Raw genomic sequence first — 23112 nt, forward strand, 5'->3', positions numbered from 1 at the left:
CAACAGACGCGCCATCGCCGCCTCGCGCGGCGGTCGCCGATCGGAAACGTGACATGGTGGATGGCGATTTTATCGCGCGGCGCATTCTTCTGACCAATGATGACGGCATCGATGCGCCGGGGCTGGCCGCGTTGGTGGAGATCGCCGCCACGCTGGCGCCCGAAATCTGGGTGGTGGCGCCCGAGCAGGACCAGAGCGGGACCTCGCACGCGCTCAGCCTGCATGACCCGCTGCGGGTCGTGCAGCGGGGAGAACGGCGCTATGGCGTCACCGGCACGCCGGGCGACTGCGTGGTGATGGGTGTGAGCCACCTGATGGCCGACCAGCCGCCCGACCTGATCCTGTCAGGCGTCAATCGTGGTGCCAATCTGGGCATGGAGACGGTGTTTTCGGGAACCGTCGGGGCGGCGATGACCGGATTGCTGCTGGGCATCCCCTCGATCGCGCTGAGCCAGCTTTTTACCCGCGACCAGCCGGTGCGGTGGGAGACGGCGCGGGCGCTGGCGCCTGCCGTCATCCGCGCCATGTCCCGGCTCGACTGGGCGCGCGACGCCTGCCTGAACATCAACTTCCCCGATTGCCCGCCCGAACAGGCAGGCGGTCCGGTGCTGACCAGCCAGGGGGCAGGATTACTGGGCGGCGCCGCCATCACGGCGCGCACCGATCCGCGCAATGGCGCCTATCACTGGCTGAGCCTGACCCGGTCGTCCACCACTGACGACGAGGGGACCGAAACGGAAGCGGTCCTGTCCGGAAAGGTGTCGGTCACGCCACTGCGCTTCGAGCGCACCGATCAGGGCGTGCTGGAGCGGATGCGCGCCGTACAGGCCCGATCGTGATCGGAATTTCCCATTATATGATTTAAAAATAAAGCGTTACAATATTTTCCTGCGCTGAGGTGCATCAGGATCAGCCGGCTTGTCCGGCTTTTTTTGCGTCCAATTTCTGCGCCACCGCAAAAAACTATTGCAAGGAACCACCCAATAATGGCTACCTTGCATAAGAAGGTTCCGTGCAGTGCAGAGCCCATTCAAGGATCGAGACGTCGTGGACAGCAATCTCGTCCAATTCAAGAAAGGGGTGCTGGAACTCTGTGTTCTCGCACTCCTCGCGCGGTCGGACTCCTACGGCTACGACATCGCCAGCCGTCTGTCCGCCGCCATCGATATGGGTGAGGGAACGATCTACCCCCTGATGCGCCGGATGCAGAAGGACGGGTTGGTCTCCACCTATCTGGTCGAATCATCGTCCGGCCCCCCGCGAAAATATTATCGCCTGACCGAAGGCGGCCGAAACAACCTCAATGCCCAGAAAGCGGCCTGGACCGACTTCACGCGCGCCGTCGCCGCCATTCTGGAACTCGATCTGGAGAAGACATCATGAATGAGCGGGATTCGTTTCTCCGGAGGCTGAGGAGTGGCCTGTGGGGGCTGCCGCGGCCGGCCATCGACGACATCATCGCCGATTACGAGGGGCATTTCGATGCCGGGCGTGCGGCCGGGCGCAGTGATGCCGATGTCGCCACGGCCTTGGGCGACCCATCGCGTCTGGCCCGCGAACTCCGCGCCGAAGCCGGCCTGCGCCGGTGGGAGGACGAGCGGAGCCTTGCCTCGGCCCTGGGCGTGATCGTGGGCGTGATCGGCCTGGCGGCACTGGACCTGTTCGTGATCCTGCCGGTCCTGGTCGGCATCGTGACCACTTTGTTCGCCTTCCTGCTCGTCGGGCTGGTGGCATGCCTGGGCGGGGGCTTCGCGCTGCCGTTCGCGCTGGTCACGAACTTCCCTGGCTTCATGGGCGACCGGTTGCAGGCCGCGTTGCTGAGCCTGGGCGTGCTGGGTGGCGGGGCCTCGCTGACGGCGTTCTGCATCCTGTTCACGATCGGGCTGGTCAATCTGCTGGTCCGTTACGGGCGGGCCCATTACCGGCTGATCACCGCGGGATCGAACAGCCGGTTGCGCGACTGATCACGGATTTCGACTAAAAAATATTTTATATCAGTAAGTTAGACACGATTGCGCCCGGTCGGGCGAGGAGATTCCAATGATACGTGGACTCATTCTGGTGGCGGTGGGGGGCGCGGCCCTGTCCATGGCCTGTTTCGGGGTTGCGGCGGTACGCGGCCCGACCAACTGGCATTTTTCCGCCATGGACCTGCTGGATGATGACGACGATGCACCGGCGGCGCAGGCGGCCTCGCACAAGCTCGACTGGAAGGGCGGCGAGGCGCTGACCTTCGAACTCCCGGCCAGCATCGTCTATACGCAAGGACCCGCCCCCGGCATCACCGTCAGCGGGGCAAGCGATATCGTCGACCGGGTGACGCTGAACGGCGACGTGCTCGCCCTGGACCATGTCTCGCACCATCACTGGCACAATGGCCATCTGCGGATCGTCGTCACCGCGCCGGCCCTCAAGACGCTGACCCTGCGCTCCGCCGGATCGCTGACGCTGAACGACGTGGCGGTGGACCGCCTATCCCTGACCGTGGAGGGGGCTGGCAGCGTGACCGGGCACGGCAAGGCGGACATGGTGACGCTGAGGGTTGCGGGTGCGGCGCAGGCCGACCTGTCGGACATGGTGGTGCGCGATGCGGATGTCGGGATCTCCGGCGCCGGGCATGTCAGCATCGGGCCGAGCGGGCACGCTTCCGTCCGCCTCAGCGGCGTCGGGGCCGTGGAACTGACCCGCAAGCCGGCATCCCTGACGAAGGAGATCAGCGGCATCGGCTCCATAACGGTCGATGACGGCAATCATGACGATCACGGCAGCGACCGTGACAAGCCGGAAGTGAAGACAAAAGAGGGCGACGTTCAGCTCTGACCAGGGCAATACGGGGGAGGGTGGTAATCCTTCCCCAACATGTCGTGGCTCAGGGCTCGTGTAACTGCGGTTCCACTTCGTTCGGTGTGACGGATTTCGAACGTACCAGCCAGTAGACGCCCCCCAGGGCCAGCACGGCCGCCGACAGCGCCAGCATTTCCATGACGTTCACGCCGCTGAGGTCGAGAACGATGAATTTACGAACGGTCGCCATCATGCCGATCAACAGCACCGACCGCATGCGGATCAGGCTGTGTGACGGCGCCTGAGGCATAACCAGAATGGAGTGCTTGAATTCCAGCGCGATCAGGACGGTAAAAAACAGGCCGAAAATGCCCTGGAGGACAGACGGGTCGGTCGGCTGCAAGCCGGTGGTGAGCAGCAGGTGGATGACGGCCACCACCACATGCAGCAGGCCGACGCAGGCGACCGCCGCGATGCAGAGGGTCAGGACCAGCATCGCGATTTCCTCGAACAGGTCGAAGAGCGTGCCGACCCTGATGAAACCCGGTATGCGCTCGATCATGAAGACTCCCTTTACCGTGGCCGCGAAGACGGAACCGCGACCGACCCGACTTTAATTGCGCCTATATAGCAAATTTCCGTGATGGGTCAGAAGCCCAACACCGCATCCCCGCCGAACGTGAACATGCCGGCGTTGCGCAGATCGTTGAACGGGGTCGTACCGCTCAGCGAGCGGTCGAAGCGGATTTCCGGACGGATCTCGAACAGGCTGACGCCATGACCGGGTGAAGGATGCCAGGTCAGGCCCAGCGTCAGCGCGCCATAGGTCGTCGGCGGGGCGGATTGCGTGTCCGCCGGCTTGCCGAGCGTCGCGTGCATGTAGGCGTCGTTGCCCAGGAAACTGGTCACGACCAGCCCGGTATTGTCGCGGTAGATCTCGCCACGATAATTGAACGTGAGCGACGGCGTGACCTGATAGCTCAGGAAACTGACGAAACTGTAGGTATCGGCACGTATGCCCTCGTCATGCAGGGCGTTGAATTCGCCGGTCACCGACAGGCGGTCGCCGATCTTGTAGGTTGCGTTCAGATCGTTCCAGAACCGCTGCGCGCTGTTGGCACGATTCCCTAGCGCGCGCACGGCATTTTCCGGCCCCACGCGGCCAAGATAGACGAAGGACAGGCGCCCGTCCGCGAAGCCGGTGCCCGAAAGGCCGAAATAGCCGGCGGCGGCGGCGTTGTTGTCGGCTCGGCCGAACGAGACCTGGTTGCCGGTATCGACCCCGAACAGCACATCGAACCGGTCCGTGGCATGCCACTGGAACATCGCCCCGACATGTTCGAAGGGCGTCGAATACTGGGTGGTGTATGCCAGCGTGTAGAAAGGGCGGGTGGCGGGGTCCAGCGTTTCCACCCCCATCGGCGAGCCCAGGATGCCGGCCTGCATGTCCAGCCCGTGCCGCGTCAGCCAGGGCAGATGCATGTCCAGATGGGCCTCGGCGGGCATGAACTGGTATCGCCCGCTCATCATCCGGTCAGTGATGCCCGCGATTTCGTAATATCGGGCATCGGCACCATACAAGGCCTTGACCTTGAAGCCGATCTGATAGGTGGGCGCGCTCTGGTCCACGGCGCGCGCCACGGCCATGGTGATTTGATCGAGTTGCGCCTGATTGGCATGATCGCCGATGAATTCACCAAAATTATTGCCGTTTGCCGGCCGGGCGGGGTTGGCGTTGATGCCACCCTCGATCTGTTCGTGCAGCGTCACGCCGCTCCACCAGTCCTGGATCGTCCCGGCGCGCGCGCCGGTCAGATGGCCGATCGTAAATAGGATGCCTGTCAGGGCCGGCAGCAGCCTGTCCCGCGTCGCAGGGCGACGGAGAGTGGCATGAATGGATTTCATCATTGTCCTGTTCTCGAATGAACGGGGGTGCGTCTCTTCGCCCGGTTGAACGGGCGGCAGCCGGCCGGTGCCGTGCAGAGCTAGGCCGGCCGATCAGGCCGTTGCAAGGCCATGAGGCGCGACGCAGGGGCGATTTGGCCGAATTCCTATGAGTTTCCTATGGGATCGCGCCGATCCCCCTCTCTCATCCCTATGACGATCGGATGGATAATCCCGCTGTTTCCAAGGGAGATGTCCCATGCTCGATTTTTTCTATTTCACCCTGGGCCTGGTCGGGTTCGCCGTATGCGTCGGCTTCGTGGCGGCGTGTGCGAGGATCTGAAGGCAATGAACCTCGATCTCATTCTGGGGGCCATGGTGACGGTCGGACTTCTGGCCTACGTCACCGCGGTTCTCGTCCGTCCGGAAAGGTTCTGATGCCATGTCCGTGACCGGCTGGACCACCATCTTGGTCTTTTTCCTGACGATCGTCGTGCTGGCACGACCGGTCGGCGGCATGCTGACACGGGTGCTGGCGGGCGAGCACACGCTGCCCAGCCATATCCTCGGGCCGCTGGAACGTGCGTTCTATCGCCTGTCCGGCGTCAACCCGGACGAGGAACAATCCTGGAGCCAGTATGCCCTTGCGGTCCTGGCCTTCAAGCTTGTGTGCTTCGTCGCGGTCTATCTGATCCTGCGGCTACAGGCGCACCTGCCCCTGAATCCGGCTGGACAGGCGGCGGTGGCGCCGGACCTGGCCTACAACACCGCCATCAGCTTTCTGACCAACACCAACTGGCAGAGCTATGCGGGCGAGACGACGATGAGTCATCTCAGCCAGATGCTGGCGCTGACAGCACAGAATTTCGTCTCGGCCGCCGCCGGCATCGCCGTCGCGGCGGCTGTCATCCGCGGCTTCACTCGTCGCGAGGCCGGAACGATCGGCAATTTCTGGGCCGATCTGACGCGGCTTACGCTCTATGTCCTGTTGCCTGCCTGCGTCGTGCTGGCTCTGTTCTTCGTCTGGCAGGGCGTGCCGCAAAGCCTGTCGGGCGTGGTCGACGCGACAACGCTGGAAGGCGCGCACCAGACCATCGCGTTGGGGCCTGTGGCATCGCAGGAGGCGATCAAGATGCTGGGCACCAACGGGGGCGGTTTCTTCAATACCAATTCCGCCCATCCGTTCGAGAACCCCGATGCCCTGACCAATTTCGTACAGATGGTCTGCATCTTCGCGCTCGGGGCCGGGCTGACCAACATGTTCGGCCGGATGGTGGGCAACGAACAGCAGGGCTGGACGATCTTCGCGGCGATGTCTGTCCTGTTCATGGTGGGGGCCGGCATTCTCTACTGGTCTGAGTCCCATGCCAATCCGGCCTTTGCCGCGCTGGGGATCGATCCGATCCAGGGCAATATGGAAGGCAAGGAGGTCCGTTTCGGTATCGTGGGTTCCGCGCTGTTCGCCGCCGTGACCACGGATGCGTCATGCGGCGCGGTGAACGCGATGCATGAAAGCTTCCTGCCGCTGGGCGGAATGGTGCCTCTGGTCAACATGATGCTGGGCGAAATCATCTTCGGCGGCGTGGGGTCCGGGCTCTACGGCTTTATCCTGTTCGCGATCATCGCCGTGTTCATGGCCGGCCTGATGGTGGGGCGGACGCCCGAATATCTCGGCAAGAAGATCGAGGCGCGCGAGTTGAAGATGACGATGCTGGCCGTGCTGTGCCTGCCGTTGGTCATGCTCGGCTTTACCGCCCTGGCGGTGGTGGTGGGTCCCGGCACTTCGGCCCTGTCGGCTGCCGGACCGCATGGATTTTCGGAGGCGCTCTACGCCTATACTTCCGCCGCCGCCAACAATGGCAGCGCCTTTTCGGGCCTGACGGCCAACCCGTTCTGGAATGTCACGCTGGGCATCGGGATGATGATCGGCCGGTTCTTCGTGATCGTGCCCGTCCTTGCGATTGCCGGCGCCATGGCGGTCAAGAAGAACGTTCCCACGACCTCGGGTACGTTTCCCACCGATAGCGGCCTGTTCATCGGGCTGGTCACCGGCGTGATCCTGATTGTCGGCGGCCTGACCTTCCTGCCGGCGCTGGCGCTGGGCCCGATCGTCGAACATCTCTCGATGCTGCGCGGCATCTTCTCGTGACTGGTGGATTTCCTGCGATGAACACCCATTCTTCCCATTCGTCGGAGCGGCAGGGCAGCCTGAGGCGGGCTGACCTGATCCTGCCCGCGATCGTCGAGAGCTTTCGCAAACTCGATCCCCGAATCATGTGGCGCAATCCCGTGATGTTCGTGGTCGAGATCGTGACGATCCTGACCACGATCCTGCTGGTACGCGACCTGCTGACCCATGCACCGCAGCCCGGCTTCGCGATCCAGATCAATCTGTGGCTGTGGTTCACGCTGCTGTTCGCCAATTTCGCCGAAGCCATCGCCGAAGGGCGCGGCAAGGCGCAGGCCGACAGCCTGCGCCGTACTCGCACCGAAACACGGGCCAGGCGTCTCCTGGCCAATGATATGGGCGCCTATACGCGGTTGGGTCTGTACCAGCAGATCCCGGCGCCGGAACTGCAGCCCGGTGACGTCGTGCTGGTGGAAGCCGGCGATTTCGTCCCGAGCGACGGAGAGGTGATCGACGGCATCGCCTCGGTCGACGAATCCGCGATCACGGGCGAATCCGCGCCTGTAATCCGCGAGAGCGGCGGCGATCGTTCGGCGGTGACCGGAGGTACCCGCGTGCTGTCCGACTGGATCATCGTGCGGATCACCGCCGCCCAGGGATCGACGTTCCTGGACCGGATGATTGCGCTGGTCGAAGGGGCACAGCGGCAGAAGACACCGAACGAGATCGCGCTGACGATCCTGCTGGCGGGCATGACGCTGATCTTCATCTTCGCGGTCGCGACCATTCCCAGCTTCGCCGCCTACGCGGGTGGGCATATCAGCGTGCTGATCCTGGTTGCGCTGTTTGTGACGCTCATTCCCACGACCATCGGCGGCCTTCTCTCCGCGATCGGCATTGCCGGCATGGACCGGTTGATCCGTTTCAACGTGCTGGCCATGTCGGGACGCGCGGTGGAGGCAGCCGGTGATGTCGATACGCTGCTGCTGGACAAGACCGGGACGATCACCATCGGCGATCGCCAGGCGGCCGATTTCATACCGGTGCCAGGGATCATGGCGCGGGAGCTGGCCGACACCGCGCAACTTGCCTCGCTGGCGGACGAGACGCCGGAAGGCCGGTCGATCGTCGTGCTGGCCAAGGAGCGCTTCGACATTCGGGGCCGGGAGATGCATGCGCTGGACGCGCATTTCGTGCCCTTCACCGCGCAGACGCGTATGAGCGGCGTCGATATCGGGACCCGCCAGATCCGCAAGGGCGCGGTGGACAGCGTGCTGGCCACCGTGCCGCCGGGGCCGGCCGAACGCGCGCTGCGCGACATTGCCGAAACTGTCGCCCGTGGCGGCGGTACCCCGCTGGCCGTGGTCGATGGGGGGCGCTTGCTGGGCGTGGTGCATCTGAAGGACGTGGTGAAGGGCGGTATCCGAGAGCGCTTCGCCGAACTGCGCCGGATGGGGATCCGCACCGTGATGATCACCGGCGACAACCCGCTGACGGCGGCGGCGATCGCGGCGGAAAGCGGGGTAGACGATTTCCTGGCCCAGGCCACACCCGAGGCGAAGCTGACGCTGATCCGCAGGGAGCAGGCAGACGGCAAGCTGGTGGCGATGTGCGGCGACGGCACGAACGACGCGCCCGCCCTGGCCCAGGCCGATGTGGGCGTGGCCATGAATACCGGCACCATGGCGGCGCGCGAGGCAGGAAACATGGTCGATCTGGACAGCGACCCGACCAAGCTGATCGAGATCGTGGGGATCGGCAAGCAGTTGCTGATGACCCGGGGCGCGCTGACGACTTTCTCCATCGCCAATGATGTCGCGAAATATTTCGCGATCATCCCGGCGATGTTCATCGGCTTCTATCCGCAGTTGGGGGCGCTCAACATCATGCATCTGGTCACGCCGCAAAGCGCGATCCTGTCCGCGATCATCTTCAACGCGCTGATCATCGTCGCGCTGATTCCCCTGGCGCTGCGGGGCGTGCATTACCGGCCCGTGGGCGCCGAGGCGCTGCTGCGACGCAATCTTCTCGTCTACGGCCTGGGTGGACTGGTTGCCCCCTTCGTCGGCATCAAGCTGATCGACATGCTCGTCACCAGCCTTGGTCTTGTATGAGGATAACATGACCATGATACGTCATATCCGTCCCGCACTGGTCCTGTTCGCTCTTCTGTCGACCCTGACCGGGCTGGCCTATCCGCTTGGCCTGACGGCGGTCGCCAATCTGCTCTTTTCGCATCAGGCCCAGGGCAGCATCATCATCCGCGATGGCCATCCGGTCGGCTCGGCCCTGATCGGCCAGAACTTCACGTCCGACCGCTATTTCCATCCACGCCCCTCGGCGACCAGCGGCGTTGACCCGGCCGATCCATCGAAATCGGTGCCGACGCCCTATAATGCGGCGGCGTCCGTGGGCTCCAATCTCGGGCCGACCTCCCGATCCCTCGTCGCGCGGGTCAGCGCCGGCGCGGCGGCGATCGGGGCCGACAATCCCGATGCGATCCGCGAGGGGTGGAAGATCCCGGCCGACCTCGTGACGACATCGGCCAGCGGGCTGGACCCCGATATCTCGCCCGAGGCCGCGTTCTTCCAGGTGCGTCGTGTGGCCCTGGCCCGCCATCTGCCCGAGATGCGCGTGCGTGGCCTGGTGGTGCAGATGATCCGGCAACCGATGATGGGCTGGCTGGGCGAGCCCCATGTCAACGTGCTGGCGCTCAACCTCGCCCTCGATGCGGGACAGTAGTTATGGATGACCGGACTGACCGCCCCGATCCGGACGCCCTGCTGCGGCAGACGGAAAAACTGACCGGAACGCGGCAGCGCGGCCATCTGAAGATATTCCTCGGCGCGGCGCCGGGAGTGGGCAAGACGTTCGAGATGCTGACCGTTGCGCACCAGATGGCGCGCGACGGAAGCGATGTCGTGGTGGGGCTGGTGGAAACACACGACCGCCCGGAAACCGCCGCCCTGCTTGAAGGGCTGGAAAGCGTTCCCCGCCGCGCCGTGCCTTATCGTGGCCAAGTATTATGGGAAATGGACCTGGACGCGATCCTGGCGCGCCATCCACGGATCGTCCTGGTTGACGAACTGGCGCATACAAACGTGCCGGGATCGCGCCACCCCAAGCGCTGGATGGATGTCGAGGAATTGCTGGAAGCGGGGATCGACGTTCTCAGCACGGTCAATATCCAGCATCTGGAAAGCCTGAATGACGTCGTCGCCAGCATCACCCATGTCCGGGTGCGCGAGACCGTGCCCGACATAGTGCTGAACCGCGCGGACGAGATCGAACTGATCGACCTGACTCCCACCGACCTGTTGCAGCGTATGCGGGACGGCAAGATCTATGCCCCGCAGACCGCCGGGCGGGCGATACTGCATTATTTCTCGCCAGGAAACCTGACGGCGCTGCGCGAACTGGCCTTGCGCCAGACTGCCCAGCAGGTCGATGCTCAATTGGTCGACCATATGAAGGCCAATGCGATCGCCGGGCCCTGGGCGGCCGGCGAACGCATCATGGTTTGCCTGACACTACAGGACCGTGACGCCAGCCTGCTGCGCTATGCCAAGCGGCTGGCTGATCGCTTCCATGCTCCGTGGATCGTGCTGCATGTCGAAACCAACCGCGATATCGGTAACGATGCCCGCGCCGGCATGGCCGCGCGCATGCATCTGGCACAGTCGATGGGGGCTGAAACCGTCACGATCCCAGGACAGGATGTGGCGGCTGATGCCCTGGCCTATGCGCGGACGCATAACGTCACGCAGATCATTGCCGGACGCCCCACGCCTCTTCCGTGGCTCGACTGGGTCTTTCCCTGGGCATGGCGTTCGACGACCGGTCAACTGATCCAGTCGGACGGACAGATTCCGATCCATGTGGTGCGCGCCGCATCGGACGATGAGGCCGAGCTGGGCGCGGCCCGCCCGCGGGCAAAGCGCAGTATCGGGCCATTCCTGTCCGGTTCCGGCATCATCGCCATGGCCCTGGGGGTGGCGATGGCACTGCGGCAGGGGCTGGCGGTGAACAATGTCTCGCTGGTGTTCCTGACGGGCATCCTCTGGGTGGCGGTGGCGAACGGGTTATGGCCCTCGCTCTGGGCTTCCGTCCTGGCGATGCTGTGCTTCAATTTCTTCTTCCTGCCGCCGCTCTATACATTCACCATCGTGGCACCGGATAATGTCGTAGCCCTGGTCTTCTTCTCCGCCACGTCGGTCATCGCCAGCCATCTGGGCGCGCGCGTGCGCAGCCAGGCCGTCGTCGCCCGCCATCGGGCCGAGATTACCGAAGCGCTGTACCAGTTCAGCCGCAAGCTGGCCGGTATCGTCACGATGGACGAACTGCTGTGGACCACCTGCCACCAGATTGCGACGATGCTGGATATGAACGCGGTCATCCTGCTGCCAGGTGGCGATGCGCTGCATGTCACGGCGTCCTACATACCGGGCGAGGCGTTGGGCCCCTCTGATCTGGCGGCGGCGACCTGGGCCTGGCGCCACGATCGCACGGCGGGGCGGGATTCCGATAATCTTCCCGGCGCGCGCCGGCTGTTCGTACCGCTGCGTACCGGGCACGGGCCCGTCGCGGTGATCGGTCTGGATGCCGACCGGTCCGGCCCGCTGCTCGACCCCGAACAGCAGAGACTGCTCGATGCGCTGGGCGATCAGGCAGCGGTGGCGATCGAGCGCATCACACTGGCCGAGGATCTGGACCGCGCACGCCTGCATGCGGAAACCGAAAAGCTGCGTGGAGCCCTGCTGACCTCGATCTCGCATGATCTGCGTACGCCGCTGGCCTCGATCCTGGGGGCAGCATCCAGCCTTGACAGCTATGACGCATTGCTGTCGGCCGGGGACCGTCACGACCTGATCACCACCATCCGCGACGAGGCGGAACGCCTGAACCGCTTTGTCGCTAACCTGCTGGACATGACGCGGCTGGAAGCCGGGGGGCTGGCACCACGAAAAGAGCAGGTCGATGTCGGCGAGGTCGTGGGCAGCGCGCTGGCGCGCGCGGCACGGATGCTCGTCCGGCATACGGTCACGCTTCAGATCGATCGGGATCTGCCATTGCTGCTGCTGGACGACGTGCTTCTGGAGCAGGCCCTGTTCAACCTGCTGGACAATGCCGCGAAATACACACCGCCGGGCACACGGATCGAGATCGACGTCGCCCGTGCGGATGGTCGCCTGCATATATGCCTGCGCGACGAGGGGCCCGGACTGCCCGTACAGGACCCCGACCGGGTCTTCAGCAAATTCGCCCGCCTGCACGCCGCCGACCGGTCGCGGCCGGGAACCGGGCTGGGGCTGGCGATCGCGCGCGGTTTCATTGAGGCGATGGGGGGCACGATCGGCGCCGGCAACCGTCACGGTCGGAGCGGCGCCGAATTCATGATATCTTTCCCCCTGACGGAGGAAAAAGCCCCATGAGCGACCCATGCGTGCTGATCGTGGATGACGAGCCCGCGATCCGGCGCCTGCTGCGGACCAGTCTGGGCGCGCAATCCTGGCGGACCATGGAGGCCGAAACCGGTACGTCGGGGTTGGAACAGGCGCGGCAGGGCAGGGCGGACATCATGCTGCTGGATCTCGGCCTGCCGGACATGGACGGGATGGAGGTCATCCGTCGCCTGCGCGGCGGCGGTTCGAGCCTGCCGATCGTCGTGCTGTCCGTGCGCGAGGACGAACGCGGCAAAGTGGCCGCGCTGGAACTCGGGGCGGACGATTATGTCACCAAGCCATTCAGCATGGCCGAACTGGTCGCCCGGCTGCGCACCGCGCTGCGTCACGGGTTACAGAAGGAGGGGACAACACCGGTCTTCACCTCAGGAGATCTGAGCGTCGATCTCGTGCGGCGGCATATATTCCGCGATGGGCAGGAAATCAGGCTGTCGCCGCGCGAATGGGACATCATGCGACTGCTGGTGCAGCATGCCGGCCGCGTGCTGACCCACCGGCATATCCTCGGCCAGCTCTGGGGGGCGGGCGGCGACGTGCAGCAATTGCGGGTCTATATCCGCCAGATCAGACAGAAGCTGGAAGCCGATCCCGAACGGCCTGCCCATATCGTGACGGAAACCGGGATCGGCTATCGTCTGGTCGTCACTGATCCGTGATCATCCTGTTCCGCCGCGGCGGGATACAGGCGTCCGGCCACACGTTCCATCGTCAATCCCTGGACGAGGATGGTGAACACCACCACCCCATAGCAGACCGGCAGCAGCGTGTCGCGCAACGCCCCGGCCGGCAGGCCGAGCGCCAGCGAGACCGAAATCCCGCCCCGCAAGCCGCCCCATGTCAGAACGACCAGTGCCCGCCAGCGATCGCGGTTGCGGAGATAGACCGGCAGCGTCGCGCCCAGCACGCTGAGTCCGCGCGCGGCAATCGATAGCGGAATGATGGCCAGCGTCGCCAGAAGAGAGGATAGGTGCGGCGTGACCTCGAGGATTTCGAAACCGATCAGCAGGAAGAGCAGGACGTTCAGCATCTCGTCGACCATGGACCAGAATGCCAGAAGCTCGGTGCGCGAATGGTCCCGTATCGCAACGTGGCCGTAACGCGTGCCCAGGCTCATGCCGGCCACGACCACGGCGATCGGCCCGGACAGGTGCAGGTGATTGGCCAGCGCGAATGTGCCCGAGGCCAGGGCAAGCGTGGCCAGAAGGTCGATATGCGCATCATCGACGCCCCGGACCAGGCGTAGCGCGATCCAGCCCGTCAGCGCGCCCAGCAGGCCGCCGCCGACGGCCTGAAGCAGGAAGCGGGTCGCGATATCGGCTGCCGACAGGGAAGCGGTATCGCCGGTCGCCAGCCCGATCGTAACACCAAAGATCACCACCCCGACGCCGTCGTTGAACAGGCTTTCTCCGGCGAAGATCGCCTGTAGCGGCGCAGGCAGCCCCAGCCGCCGCAGCATGCCCACGACCGATACCGGGTCGGTCGGCGCCAGGATCGCACCCAGCACCACGCACCACACGAACGGCACCGGCCGCCCGAACAACGGGAAGGCACACCAGGCGGACACGGCCAGCAGACCGACCGCAAAGACCGTGCCCAGCACCGCCAGGGCCGTGACGGACGCGGCGCGCGAAAACATATGGTGCAGATCGACCTGCATCGCTCCGGCGAACAGCAGCAACGACAGCGCGCCGTCCAGCAATGTCCTGGGCAGGTCGATCGCCCCGAGCAGCGAACGGGGGAGCAGGTGAAGGTCATGGGACGGGATCAACGGGTCCAGCGCCATGATCGCCAGCGACACGGCCAGCGAGATCACCAGCACCCCGATCGTCATCGGCAGGCGCAGCGTCCGATGGTTGACTACGCTGAACAGCGTGGACAGCGTCGCGAGGAGGGCAAAAAGGCCGAGGGCGTTCATGGATCATGCCTTCCGGGTGATCGCGCGCCTGTCAAGCTGTTCGGCGGCCCTGCGGGGAACAGCCCTTCTGGTCCATCGTTGGGAATGGAAAGGCTGAATGCCGTCCACCTGATGAATGACAAGGCAACCTGGCAGGCGATGCCGGCGTCATGCCCATGTCAGGTGCCCCGTGGCGGGTACGTTTGGGGCCGAGCGTCATGACAATTGCGTATGATTACGATCTGATCGTCATCGGTTCCGGCCCCTCGGGGCGGCGGGCGGCGGTTCAGGCATCGAAGTTCGGGCGCTCCGTGCTGGTGATCGAACGGCAAGCCCAGGTGGGCGGGGTGTCGGTTCATACCGGGACCATCCCGTCCAAGACGTTGCGCGAGACGATCCTGAACCTGACCGGCTGGCGGGAGCGCGGCATCTACGGGCACAATTACTGCGTAAAGAAATCCATCGACGCACAGGATTTGAGTACGCGCCTGATCAAGACGATCCAGGGAGAGGTGGAGGTGCTGGAGCACCAGTTCGCCCGCAACGACATCGTCGTGGTCCACGGGGTGGCACGCTTTCTCGATCGCCATACGCTGTCGATCAGCGGGGAAGAGGGCACGGAGCAACGGGTGAGGGGGCGTGCCATCGTCATTGCCGTGGGCTCGGTGCCGCACCGGCCCGCCTATGTGCCTTTCGATGACGCCCATATCATCGACAGCGACGGCATGACGCGCCTGACATGCCTGCCACGTTCGCTGACCGTGATCGGCGGGGGCGTCATCGGTATTGAATACGCAACGATCTTCAGCGCGCTGGGTGTGCGCGTGACGATCGTGGACCAGCGCGAGCATGTGCTGGAATTCATGGACCATGAAACCATAGAGGAATTCGTGCATCAACTGCGCGATCGCGGGGTCAATTTCCGCCTGGGCAGTACGGTGGAATCGATCGTGATCGAGGCGGAGCAGCCCGTGGCCATCCTGGAGGGCGGGCGGCGCGTGCGGGCGGATCTGCTGCTTTATACAGGCGGCCGACAGGGCGCCACGGATGCCCTGAACCTGGAGGCCGCCGGACTGACGGCCGACGCGCGCGGTCGCCTGACGGTCGATCCGATCACGTTCCAGACCGAAATTCCGAACATTTACGCCGCCGGAGACGTTATCGGCTTTCCCGCACTGGCCTCCACCTCGATGGAACAGGGACGCATCGCCGCCTGCCATGCCTGCGGCCAGCCTGTGCCGCCCGCGCCGAAATTCTTTCCCTACGGCATCTATGCGGTGCCCGAAATCTCCACCGTCGGCCTGTCGGAGGAGGAAACCCGGGCGCGGAAGATCCCTTACGAGACCGGTATCGCCCGGTTCCGCGAAACCTCGCGCGGCGTCATCATGGGAAAGACGGAGGGATTCCTGAAGCTCGTCGTCGCGCTGGAAGGGCACCGGCTTCTGGGCGTGCATATTGTGGGGGAAGGGGCGACCGAACTGATCCATATCGGTCAGGCGGTCCTGAATTTCGCCGGCAGCGTCGAATATTTCATCGAGGCGACATTCAATTACCCGACCTTCGCGGAGGCTTACAAGATCGCCGCGCTGGATGTGTGGAACCGGATCACGCCACGCGATCCCGTTGAAGGGATATCACCAGCGGTCTCACCACCAGAATCAGCACCTCGACGCGCAACACGGCGGCCGAACGGGCATGGAGCGCGGAAAAAGACGTCCTGAAGCGCGGGCTTAGGGCGCTGCGTTCCTATCCGGCGCTGACTGCCGAAAGTCGTATAATATATATTATGCCAACTTATATCCGTGCCACGGTCGGCGCGGCCATGGGGTTTCGCGGGCGGCTTTCTGCGCTACAACATCGTCATAGAAGATTTTCCGGCGATTGGAGCCGCATGACCATTTCTTCCGTACTGGGCTTCGCCCTGTCGGGCATCGACGCCATTCCCGTGCGGGTCGAGGTGCAGCTTGCGACCGGTCTACCGTCCTTCCTGATCGTCGGCCTGGCCGACAAGGCTGTGGCCGAAGCGCGCGAGCGCGTGCGTGCGGCGCTGGCGGCCATGGGCCTGGCGCTGCCGGCCAAGCGGATCGTGGTCAATCTCGCACCCGCCAACATCGTCAAGGAAGGTTCGCATTTCGACCTGCCGATCGCGCTGGCCCTGCTGACGGCGATGGCGGTCGTCCCGCCCGAGGAAAGCGGACGCTATGGGGCGATCGGCGAATTGTCGCTCGATGGCCGGATCAATCCGGTCCCGGGCGTATTGCCTGCGGCCCTGAGCGCGGTGGACCAGTCGCGCGGCCTGATCTGCGGTGCGCAGCAAGGGGCTGAGGCGCGCTGGGCTGGTGAAGGTCTGGACATCGTTGCGGCGGACTGCCTGCTGGCGCTGGTGAACCATCTGACCGGCGAACAGGTCCTGCCGTCGGTCGAACTGCCGGCTCGCCTGCCGTTCGACCTGGCAAGCGGGCCGGACCTGGCGGATGTGCGCGGCATGGAAACGGCGCGGCGGGCGTTGGAAATCGCGGCCGCCGGGGCGCATTCGCTGCTGATGACCGGGCCGCCCGGTGCCGGCAAATCGATGCTGGCGGCGCGCCTCCCCTCGCTGCTGCCCGACCTGACGAGCGCCGAGATTCTGGAGATCAGCCGGATTCACAGCATTTCCGGCCAGCTCCCCATGGGGTTGCCCATCTTCCGGCCGCCCTTTCGCGATCCGCATCATTCGACCAGCCAGGTTGCGCTGGTGGGTGGCGGCAGCCGGATCAAGCCTGGCGAAGTCAGCCTGGCCCATCGCGGGGTACTGTTCCTCGACGAACTGCCGGAATTTTCTCGCCCGGCGCTGGAAGCGCTACGCCAGCCGATCGAAACCGGAACCATCACGGTGGCTCGGGCGTCGGGCCACGTCACCTACCCTGCCCGGTTTCAACTCGTCGCGGCCATGAATCCGTGCCGTTGCGGCTATCTGGGAGATGCCACCCAGGAATGCCGCAAGGCGCCGCGTTGCGGCGAGGATTATACGGCCCGCATTTCCGGACCCATGCTGGACCGGATGGACATGACCGTGCATGTCGAACCGGTTTCGCCCGCCGAACTGGCGGGTCTGCCGACGGGCGAAAGCAGCGCCGTGGTGGCGCAGCGCGTTGCGGCCGCGCGCACGATCCAAGCCGCCCGCCAGGACGGGCTGACCAATGCCGAGGCCTCGCCCGACCTGTTCCCTATCAGCACGACCGCCCGCGATTATGCGGTGCGTGCCGCCGACCGGTTGCGCCTGTCGGCGCGCGGCTTCACGCGATTGCTGCGCGTGGCGCGCACCATCGCCGACCTGGCGGCGGAAACGGAAACGACCCAGCCCCATGTCGCCGAAGCGCTGACCTACCGGCTGCGCCGCCCCGACCGGCGATCGCAAGTATAGTTAGTCATTATGTACAAATACTTCTTTTTTATTACTCGTATTCATTAGAAATATACCATTTTTATAAATATTAATTGGCATAATATATATTAAGCGGCTTTCTTGTCGTGCAATTACTTTGATATTTACTTTGGATTGAACACGGTCAGTTTTATCGGAGCATGGAAATCTCGATTGGATGATCAGGCCACCCAGACGGCGCATTGTGCAGGCCAATCATATACCGAAACCAGTCTTGGAATGCTCCTGCGCGGACGCGGTATCCGACTGCTTCCCCGTCGATCCGGAGCCGGGTGCGCGCCGCCGTGATGGTAGGTCGTAAGGTCCCCAATTCCGTCGCTGAACGGCGAACGACGAGACCCGGTACAAGACCAGGCATGGCACCAGGAACGTCTACTCGGTCTCAATGAAATCCGTGCATGGGATTCCCGGTCGAGCAGAGTGGTTTATCTGGCGATTTAAAGGAAAATATTGGCTGGGGGACCTGGATTCGAACCAGGGCTGACCGGGTCAGAGCCGGTAGTTCTACCGCTAAACTATCCCCCAACCGGGTGACCGGGCTTAGTGCCGTGCGGTGAGGGGCTGATAGCATCGGCCGTACGACCTGACAAGCACCTTTCCGTGCTGTTTTTGCAATCTGACATATTTGTCTTGCCCTGCGTGCGGGTCAGCACACACTATATGCTGCATACGGTGTGGCGAAGGGACCGTCCGATGGACAATACGATGTCCTGGCGCGATGGCCAGGAGGCAAGGCGACTCCCCCGTGCTTCGGGATTCAGGGCGAATCGCAGCATGCCGGGCATGTTCGGGGCGATCGACCTTGGCACGAACAATTGCCGGCTGATGATCGCCGCCCCCCACGCCGACGGCTTTCGCGTCGTCGACAGCTTCAATCGCATCGTGCGTCTGGGCGAAGGCCTGCAACGGACCGGGGAACTCAGCCCTCACGCGATGGACCGCACCATCGAGGCATTGCGTGTCTGCGCCATGCGCATGGAGCGCCGCCGTCTGTACCGCTATCGCGCCGTTGCGACCGAAGCCTGCCGCCGTGCGGGCAACGGCGCCGCGTTCATCGAACGCGCGCGGCGCGAGACCGGGCTGGACATCACCGTCATCTCGTCCCGCGAGGAGGCCGAACTGGCGATGGAAAGCTGTTCGGCGCTGCTGCACGACGACCGGGTATCCCCCACCCGCACCCGCGCGCTGCTGTTCGATATCGGCGGCGGTTCGACCGAAATCGCCTGGGTCCGCACCGACCGCCATACGCGCCGCCAGGATCTCAGCGGCTATCTCAGCCTGCCGGCGGGGGTGATCACCCAGGCGGAGCAGTTCGGCGAGAGCGCGTTCAGCGAGCAGGGCTACCAGCGGATGGTCGAGCAGATCGCCAACCAGTTGCGGGCGTTCGAGGCCGTGCATTGCATCCGCCGCGAGATCAGCCGCGACAATGTCAGCCTGATCGGCACCAGCGGCACCGTCACGACCCTGGCCAGCATCGCCTTGTCCCTCACCCGCTACAGCCGGATGGCGGTGGACGGCACGATTCTGGAGGCCGGACCGGCCCTGGAGGCGATTCGCACCCTGGCCGCCATGGGACCGGCCGGATTGAGCCAGCACCCGTGCGTCGGTCCGGACCGGGCCCAGTACGTCATGCCAGGCTGCGCGATCTTCGAGGCGATCCACCGCGTATGGCCGGTGCCGGAAATCATGGTGGCCGATCGCGGCCTGCGTGATGGTATGCTGCTGCGCATGATCAACGATTCGACCAGTATGGCCCTGCCGCCGTCGCCAGCCCCCCTGCCCTTTGCATCGTCCCGCCTGCCCGCGATGGGCGCACCGCTTCCATGAAGCGGCGTCCCCCGTCCGGCAACGGCAAGTCACGGGTTCCCGGCAAGGCCCTCAGCAGCAGTTCCACCCCCGGCGGCGGCAACGCGGCGGCAGATTCGGGCGCGGCGCGCGCTACGCGGAGCCAGGCCGTCTCCCTGCGCACCGCCCGTGGCCGAACGACGGCCCAGCAGCGCTGGCTCAACCGGCAATTGAACGACCCCTATGTACAAGCGGCCCGCAAGCAGGGCTGGCGGTCGCGCGCGGCCTTCAAGCTGATCGAACTGGATGACCGCTTTCACCTGATCCGTCCCGGCATGCGGGTGGTCGATCTGGGTGCCGCCCCGGGCGGATGGACGCAGGTTGCCGTCAAGCGTGGCGCGAGCAATGTCGTCGGGGTCGACCTGCTGCCGGTCGACCCCGTGGCCGGCGCGACGATTCTCGAGGGCGATTTCAACGACCCGGACCTGCCGGACCGGCTGACGGAGTTGCTGGGCGGTCCGGCCGATCTGGTCCTGTCCGACATGGCGCCCAATACCACCGGGCACGCGCCGACCGATCATCTGCGCATTCTCGGCCTGGCAGAACTGGCCCTGGATTTCGCGCTGAAGGTGCTGGCGCCGGGCGGCACATTCGTTGCCAAGGTCTTTCAGGGCGGGTCGGAGAAGCAGATGCTGGAACCGATGAAGCACGCCTTTGCGACCGTCCGCCATGCCAAGCCGCCGGCCAGCCGCAAGGAATCGAGCGAGCTGTATGTCGTCGCGACCGGGTTCCGTCCTGAACGGGTTCTTCCCCGCCAGTCTGAAGACTGAGCTTGGGCTCGTAAACGCGCGCCGGTGGCGATCCGGCGCGCGTTTTCCGTGCTTCGGCAGGCGGCCTTCGCGGTTGCCTACGATGTGGCCTCGTCCGCCGACCACAGCCAGGCGGCGCCGCGCACGCCCGAACTGTCGCCGTGCCGGTTGCGGATGACGGGCGTATTGCACTGCGGTGTGATGACGTAGCGCGGCATCAGCAGGGGTACGCGGGCGTAGATCGACAGCAGGTTGGACACGCCGCCGCCCAGCACGATGGCATCAGGGTCCAGGAAGTTGATCGCCATGGCGCAGGCCCGCGCCAGGCGGTCCACATAGCGGTCCAGCGCGCCGATGGCGGCGATGTCCCCTGCCTCGGCCGCTGCCTCGATTCCCGCGGTGTCGCGATGGCCCGGCCCTTTCCAGTCCTGCGCCAGGGACGGTCCGCTCAGGAATCGTTCCAGGCAGCCCTCATTGCCGCAGAAACATTTGGGGAACGGCATTTCCGTGATTCGCGGCCAGGGCAGCGGAATATGGCCCCATTCGCCGGCGATATGGTGCGCGCCGGTCAGCAGCTTGCCGTCCACGACCAGTCCACCACCCATTCCCGTGCCGAGAATCACCCCCAGCACGACACGGCGGCCGGCGCCGGCACCATCCACGGCCTCGGACAGGGCAAAGCAATTGGCATCGTTTTCGACCCGGACCTCTCGGCCGACGGATTCGGTCAGGTCGCGCCCGAAGGGCTGGTTGTTCAGCCAGGTCGCGTTCGCGTTCTTGATCAGGCCGCTTTCGGGACTGATCGAGCCCGGGATGCCGATCCCGACAGTGCCCGTGCCACCCAGTTCGGCATCCATTCCGGCGACGAGGTCGCGGATGGCCGTCACCGCGCCGGCATAATGGCCTGGATTGGCGATGCGTCGCCGCACCAGCTCCCTGCCGTCCGCGCGGGCCAGCGCCGCGATTTCGATCTTCGTTCCGCCAAAATCGATTCCGATCCGATAGCCGGTCATATCCATCCTGTCAGCCGTGATATTTTCCATGGTCGCCATTTCTTCTATGGTGCGACCTTCCGTGCCGTAAAGTCACCCCGAGGCAGAGGGCTCGCGATCCGCTGCCGCTTCCGGAGCCCGCTGCCATGAGCGAGATGCTGCTCGACGTCAAAGGGCTGAGTTGCCCCCTGCCCGTTCTCAAGGCCAACCGGGCGCTGCGTGGCATGCAGCCGGGCGACCGGTTGCGCGTGATCGCGACCGACCGGGCCAGCGTTGCGGATTTCCAGGCATTCTGCCGCGAAACGGGTCATGCCCTGATCGCCTTTGGCGAGGATGGCGGCGTACTGTCCTTCGTGATTCGACGCCGGCCCGAAGCGCCGGCTGCCAGCTAGGACGCGATACTTGCGTGTTCGTTCCAAAGACGTGCCCTAAATGCCACAGGTGGCACAAAATCCCCCTATCCGCCCTATGCCCTTGGCAGAAGCGGCCACCTGGGAGTAATTCCTGCGCCTCATGATGGAAGAACCGCACCCATGACGGAAGATCTGTCCCAGCTTTCCTTCGAGGATGCCCTCGCGCAGCTTGAGGACATCGTGCGCAAGCTCGAAGGCGGACAGCTTCGCCTCCAGGATGCCATCGCATCCTACGAGCGTGGGGCGGCCCTGAGACGACACTGCGAGAGCAAGCTGAACGAGGCCGACGCCCGCGTTCAGGCGATCATCCAGCGTGCCGATGGCGCGCTGGAGACGAAATCGATGGATTGACGTACCGATGAGCCACACAACAGCGACCGCCCGGACAGGGCAGACCGCGGACCGCGCCAGCCTGCTGCGGTCTTCCCTGTCGACACGGGCCACGGCCGTCGAAGCCGCGATCGACCGCCTGCTGCCCCCCGTACCGGGCGCCGAGGGCCGCGTTATCGACGCCATGCGTTACGCCACGCTGGGTGGCGGCAAGCGCCTGCGCGGCTACCTGACGGCGGAAATCGCCAGCCTGTTCGACGTGGACGACGCCCGGTCCTATCGCGTCGCGGCATCGGTCGAGATGCTGCACGCCTATTCGCTGGTGCATGACGACCTGCCGGCAATGGATGACGACGATCTGCGCCGTGGCCAGCCCTCGACGCACCGCAAGTTCGACGAAGCGACCGCCATCCTGGCCGGCGACGCGCTGCAGACGATGGCGTTCGAGATCCTGGCCGACGAGGCGACCCACTCCGACGCGGCCATTCGCATCCGCCTGGTGGCAGCCCTGGCCGCCGCATCCGGCGCTGCCGGCATGGTGGGCGGCCAGATGATCGACATGGAAGGCGAAGGCCGCTCGCTGTCCCTGCCGGAAGTCGAGCGCCTGCACGCGCTCAAGACAGGCTGCCTGATCCGCTACGCGGCCGAGGCCGGGGCGATTCTCGGCCAGGCGGACCTGACGGTTCGCGCCCGCATCGCCGCCTACGGGCGTGACCTGGGCGCCGCCTTCCAGATCGCCGACGACGTGCTGGATGCCACGGCCAGCGCCGAGGAACTGGGCAAGACCGCCGGCAAGGACCAGGCGGCGGGCAAATCCACCTATGTCGCCCTTCTGGGGGTCGACGGTGCGGCGCGCGAGGCGCGGCGTGTGGCCGAACAGGCGGAAGCCCATCTTGATATCTTCGGACCCGAAGCCGACCGGTTGCGGGACCTGATCCGTTACGTCGTCGATCGCAGGAGCTGAAGACCATGGCCGAAGACAAGACCGGCACCGAGATCCCGGACGCGATCCCGACGATGGGCCGCTTTCCGCTTCTGGACCGGGTGAGCGCCCCGCGCGACCTGCGCAACCTGTCGGTGGACCAGCTCCGCCAGCTGGCCGAGGAATTGCGGGCCGAGACGGTGGACGCGGTCTCGACGACCGGCGGCCATCTGGGTGCCTCGCTGGGCGTGGTGGAGCTGACGGTGGCGCTGCACGCGGTGTTCG

Annotated in this window: 22 protein-coding genes and 1 tRNA gene; 18 read left to right on the forward strand and 5 right to left on the reverse strand. The window is 64.9% G+C overall.

Annotated features, from left to right (window positions below; genetic code table 11):
- Positions 1-53: 53 nt before the first annotated feature.
- From surE to HLH36_RS10035, 4 genes are all read left to right on the forward strand, one after another.
- A complete protein-coding gene (surE, locus tag HLH36_RS10020) occupies positions 54-839 on the forward strand; it encodes a 5'/3'-nucleotidase SurE (RefSeq protein ID WP_182986230.1) in 786 nt (261 codons plus the stop codon).
- A gap of 208 nt (positions 840-1047) precedes the next feature.
- Positions 1048-1383, forward strand: a complete 336-nt coding sequence (locus tag HLH36_RS10025) for a helix-turn-helix transcriptional regulator (RefSeq protein WP_182964477.1) — start codon at positions 1048-1050, stop codon at positions 1381-1383.
- Positions 1380-1964 (forward strand): DUF1700 domain-containing protein, encoded by a 585-nt coding sequence (locus tag HLH36_RS10030; RefSeq protein ID WP_182986231.1) that lies wholly within the window; start codon positions 1380-1382, stop codon positions 1962-1964. The genes HLH36_RS10025 and HLH36_RS10030 overlap by 4 nt, the downstream gene beginning before the upstream one ends.
- A 76-nt stretch (positions 1965-2040) precedes the next feature.
- Positions 2041-2820 (forward strand): GIN domain-containing protein, encoded by a 780-nt coding sequence (locus HLH36_RS10035; protein WP_182986232.1) that lies wholly within the window; start codon positions 2041-2043, stop codon positions 2818-2820.
- 49 nt (positions 2821-2869) lie between these two features.
- On the opposite strand, the gene HLH36_RS10040 is transcribed toward HLH36_RS10035, so the two are convergent.
- Both HLH36_RS10040 and HLH36_RS10045 read right to left on the reverse strand, forming a co-directional pair.
- Entirely contained in the window at positions 2870-3346 is a 477-nt protein-coding gene (locus HLH36_RS10040; RefSeq protein ID WP_182986233.1) for a phosphate-starvation-inducible PsiE family protein, read from the reverse strand.
- A gap of 86 nt (positions 3347-3432) precedes the next feature.
- Positions 3433-4692 carry an outer membrane beta-barrel protein gene (locus tag HLH36_RS10045; protein WP_182986234.1) on the reverse strand — a complete coding sequence of 420 codons (1260 nt, stop codon included), beginning with the start codon at positions 4690-4692 and terminating at the stop codon, positions 3433-3435.
- A gap of 324 nt (positions 4693-5016) precedes the next feature.
- On the opposite strand from HLH36_RS10045, the gene HLH36_RS10050 reads away from it, so the two are divergent.
- The 6 genes from HLH36_RS10050 to HLH36_RS10075 are packed head-to-tail and all read left to right on the forward strand — an operon-like array spanning position 5017 to position 12914.
- Entirely contained in the window at positions 5017-5106 is a 90-nt protein-coding gene (locus HLH36_RS10050) for a potassium-transporting ATPase subunit F (RefSeq protein ID WP_182964472.1), read from the forward strand.
- 4 nt (positions 5107-5110) lie between these two features.
- Positions 5111-6817, forward strand: coding sequence for a potassium-transporting ATPase subunit KdpA (gene kdpA, locus HLH36_RS10055; RefSeq protein ID WP_182986235.1), 1707 nt, complete (start codon positions 5111-5113; stop codon positions 6815-6817).
- Between the two features lie 17 nt (positions 6818-6834).
- The gene (gene kdpB / locus HLH36_RS10060) at positions 6835-8910 is read left to right on the forward strand and encodes a potassium-transporting ATPase subunit KdpB (protein WP_182986236.1); all 2076 of its coding nucleotides are present in this window, start codon (positions 6835-6837) and stop codon (positions 8908-8910) included.
- Positions 8911-8923: 13 nt separating this feature from the next.
- Positions 8924-9538, forward strand: a complete 615-nt coding sequence (gene kdpC, locus HLH36_RS10065) for a potassium-transporting ATPase subunit KdpC (protein WP_182986237.1) — start codon at positions 8924-8926, stop codon at positions 9536-9538.
- Between the two features lie 2 nt (positions 9539-9540).
- Positions 9541-12228: a sensor histidine kinase gene (locus HLH36_RS10070; protein WP_182986238.1), complete on the forward strand. Its 2688-nt coding sequence runs from the start codon at positions 9541-9543 to the stop codon at positions 12226-12228.
- A complete protein-coding gene (locus tag HLH36_RS10075; protein WP_182986239.1) occupies positions 12225-12914 on the forward strand; it encodes a response regulator in 690 nt (229 codons plus the stop codon). The genes HLH36_RS10070 and HLH36_RS10075 overlap by 4 nt, the downstream gene beginning before the upstream one ends.
- Here the strand turns inward: HLH36_RS10075 and HLH36_RS10080 are convergent.
- The gene (locus HLH36_RS10080; RefSeq protein ID WP_182986240.1) at positions 12887-14173 is read right to left on the reverse strand and encodes a cation:proton antiporter; all 1287 of its coding nucleotides are present in this window, start codon (positions 14171-14173) and stop codon (positions 12887-12889) included. The two genes, HLH36_RS10075 and HLH36_RS10080, sit on opposite strands and share 28 nt — an antisense overlap.
- A 197-nt stretch (positions 14174-14370) precedes the next feature.
- On the opposite strand from HLH36_RS10080, the gene sthA reads away from it, so the two are divergent.
- Both sthA and HLH36_RS10090 read left to right on the forward strand, forming a co-directional pair.
- Complete coding sequence (gene sthA, locus HLH36_RS10085; RefSeq protein WP_182986241.1) at positions 14371-15873, forward strand: Si-specific NAD(P)(+) transhydrogenase; 1503 nt, start codon at positions 14371-14373, stop codon at positions 15871-15873.
- A gap of 170 nt (positions 15874-16043) precedes the next feature.
- Positions 16044-17555 (forward strand): YifB family Mg chelatase-like AAA ATPase, encoded by a 1512-nt coding sequence (locus HLH36_RS10090; protein ID WP_182986242.1) that lies wholly within the window; start codon positions 16044-16046, stop codon positions 17553-17555.
- 472 nt (positions 17556-18027) lie between these two features.
- On the opposite strand, the gene HLH36_RS10095 is transcribed toward HLH36_RS10090, so the two are convergent.
- Positions 18028-18101 (reverse strand) — tRNA-Gln (locus HLH36_RS10095).
- A 249-nt stretch (positions 18102-18350) separates the two neighbouring features.
- On the opposite strand from HLH36_RS10095, the gene HLH36_RS10100 reads away from it, so the two are divergent.
- Entirely contained in the window at positions 18351-19403 is a 1053-nt protein-coding gene (locus HLH36_RS10100; RefSeq protein ID WP_246376668.1) for a Ppx/GppA phosphatase family protein, read from the forward strand.
- Entirely contained in the window at positions 19400-20191 is a 792-nt protein-coding gene (locus tag HLH36_RS10105) for an RlmE family RNA methyltransferase (protein WP_182986244.1), read from the forward strand. Before HLH36_RS10100 ends, HLH36_RS10105 begins: the two co-directional genes overlap by 4 nt.
- 77 nt (positions 20192-20268) lie before the next feature.
- On the opposite strand, the gene HLH36_RS10110 is transcribed toward HLH36_RS10105, so the two are convergent.
- The gene (locus tag HLH36_RS10110) at positions 20269-21183 is read right to left on the reverse strand and encodes an ROK family protein (RefSeq protein ID WP_182986245.1); all 915 of its coding nucleotides are present in this window, start codon (positions 21181-21183) and stop codon (positions 20269-20271) included.
- A gap of 125 nt (positions 21184-21308) precedes the next feature.
- On the opposite strand from HLH36_RS10110, the gene HLH36_RS10115 reads away from it, so the two are divergent.
- The 4 genes from HLH36_RS10115 to HLH36_RS10130 form a co-directional block, all read left to right on the forward strand.
- On the forward strand, positions 21309-21554 hold the full coding sequence (locus HLH36_RS10115; RefSeq protein ID WP_182986246.1) for a sulfurtransferase TusA family protein: 246 nt from the start codon (positions 21309-21311) through the stop codon (positions 21552-21554).
- A gap of 141 nt (positions 21555-21695) precedes the next feature.
- Positions 21696-21926: an exodeoxyribonuclease VII small subunit gene (locus HLH36_RS10120; RefSeq protein WP_114728417.1), complete on the forward strand. Its 231-nt coding sequence runs from the start codon at positions 21696-21698 to the stop codon at positions 21924-21926.
- Between the two features lie 7 nt (positions 21927-21933).
- A complete protein-coding gene (locus HLH36_RS10125; RefSeq protein ID WP_182986247.1) occupies positions 21934-22869 on the forward strand; it encodes a polyprenyl synthetase family protein in 936 nt (311 codons plus the stop codon).
- Between the two features lie 5 nt (positions 22870-22874).
- Positions 22875-23112: 1-deoxy-D-xylulose-5-phosphate synthase N-terminal domain-containing protein (locus HLH36_RS10130; protein ID WP_275943780.1), on the forward strand; the 238-nt coding region annotated here is incomplete at its 3' end.

The organism is Gluconacetobacter aggeris (genome assembly GCF_014174395.1).
Lineage (GTDB): Bacteria > Pseudomonadota > Alphaproteobacteria > Acetobacterales > Acetobacteraceae > Gluconacetobacter > Gluconacetobacter aggeris.

Excerpts from the sequence above, each read along its gene's own strand:
- surE (WP_182986230.1), top strand. The coding sequence starts at position 54 with ATGGTGGATGGCGATTTTATCGCGCGGCGCATTCTTCTGACCAATGAT.
- HLH36_RS10030 (WP_182986231.1), top strand. The coding sequence starts at position 1,380 with ATGAATGAGCGGGATTCGTTTCTCCGGAGGCTGAGGAGTGGCCTGTGG.
- HLH36_RS10035 (WP_182986232.1), top strand. The coding sequence starts at position 2,041 with ATGATACGTGGACTCATTCTGGTGGCGGTGGGGGGCGCGGCCCTGTCC.
- HLH36_RS10040 (WP_182986233.1), bottom strand. The coding sequence starts at position 3,346 with ATGATCGAGCGCATACCGGGTTTCATCAGGGTCGGCACGCTCTTCGAC.
- HLH36_RS10045 (WP_182986234.1), bottom strand. The coding sequence starts at position 4,692 with ATGATGAAATCCATTCATGCCACTCTCCGTCGCCCTGCGACGCGGGAC.
- HLH36_RS10050 (WP_182964472.1), top strand. The coding sequence starts at position 5,017 with ATGAACCTCGATCTCATTCTGGGGGCCATGGTGACGGTCGGACTTCTG.
- kdpA (WP_182986235.1), top strand. The coding sequence starts at position 5,111 with ATGTCCGTGACCGGCTGGACCACCATCTTGGTCTTTTTCCTGACGATC.
- kdpB (WP_182986236.1), top strand. The coding sequence starts at position 6,835 with ATGAACACCCATTCTTCCCATTCGTCGGAGCGGCAGGGCAGCCTGAGG.
- kdpC (WP_182986237.1), top strand. The coding sequence starts at position 8,924 with ATGATACGTCATATCCGTCCCGCACTGGTCCTGTTCGCTCTTCTGTCG.
- HLH36_RS10070 (WP_182986238.1), top strand. The coding sequence starts at position 9,541 with ATGGATGACCGGACTGACCGCCCCGATCCGGACGCCCTGCTGCGGCAG.
- HLH36_RS10075 (WP_182986239.1), top strand. The coding sequence starts at position 12,225 with ATGAGCGACCCATGCGTGCTGATCGTGGATGACGAGCCCGCGATCCGG.
- HLH36_RS10080 (WP_182986240.1), bottom strand. The coding sequence starts at position 14,173 with ATGAACGCCCTCGGCCTTTTTGCCCTCCTCGCGACGCTGTCCACGCTG.
- sthA (WP_182986241.1), top strand. The coding sequence starts at position 14,371 with ATGACAATTGCGTATGATTACGATCTGATCGTCATCGGTTCCGGCCCC.
- HLH36_RS10090 (WP_182986242.1), top strand. The coding sequence starts at position 16,044 with ATGACCATTTCTTCCGTACTGGGCTTCGCCCTGTCGGGCATCGACGCC.
- HLH36_RS10100 (WP_246376668.1), top strand. The coding sequence starts at position 18,351 with ATGCCGGGCATGTTCGGGGCGATCGACCTTGGCACGAACAATTGCCGG.
- HLH36_RS10105 (WP_182986244.1), top strand. The coding sequence starts at position 19,400 with ATGAAGCGGCGTCCCCCGTCCGGCAACGGCAAGTCACGGGTTCCCGGC.
- HLH36_RS10110 (WP_182986245.1), bottom strand. The coding sequence starts at position 21,183 with ATGACCGGCTATCGGATCGGAATCGATTTTGGCGGAACGAAGATCGAA.
- HLH36_RS10115 (WP_182986246.1), top strand. The coding sequence starts at position 21,309 with ATGAGCGAGATGCTGCTCGACGTCAAAGGGCTGAGTTGCCCCCTGCCC.
- HLH36_RS10120 (WP_114728417.1), top strand. The coding sequence starts at position 21,696 with ATGACGGAAGATCTGTCCCAGCTTTCCTTCGAGGATGCCCTCGCGCAG.
- HLH36_RS10125 (WP_182986247.1), top strand. The coding sequence starts at position 21,934 with ATGAGCCACACAACAGCGACCGCCCGGACAGGGCAGACCGCGGACCGC.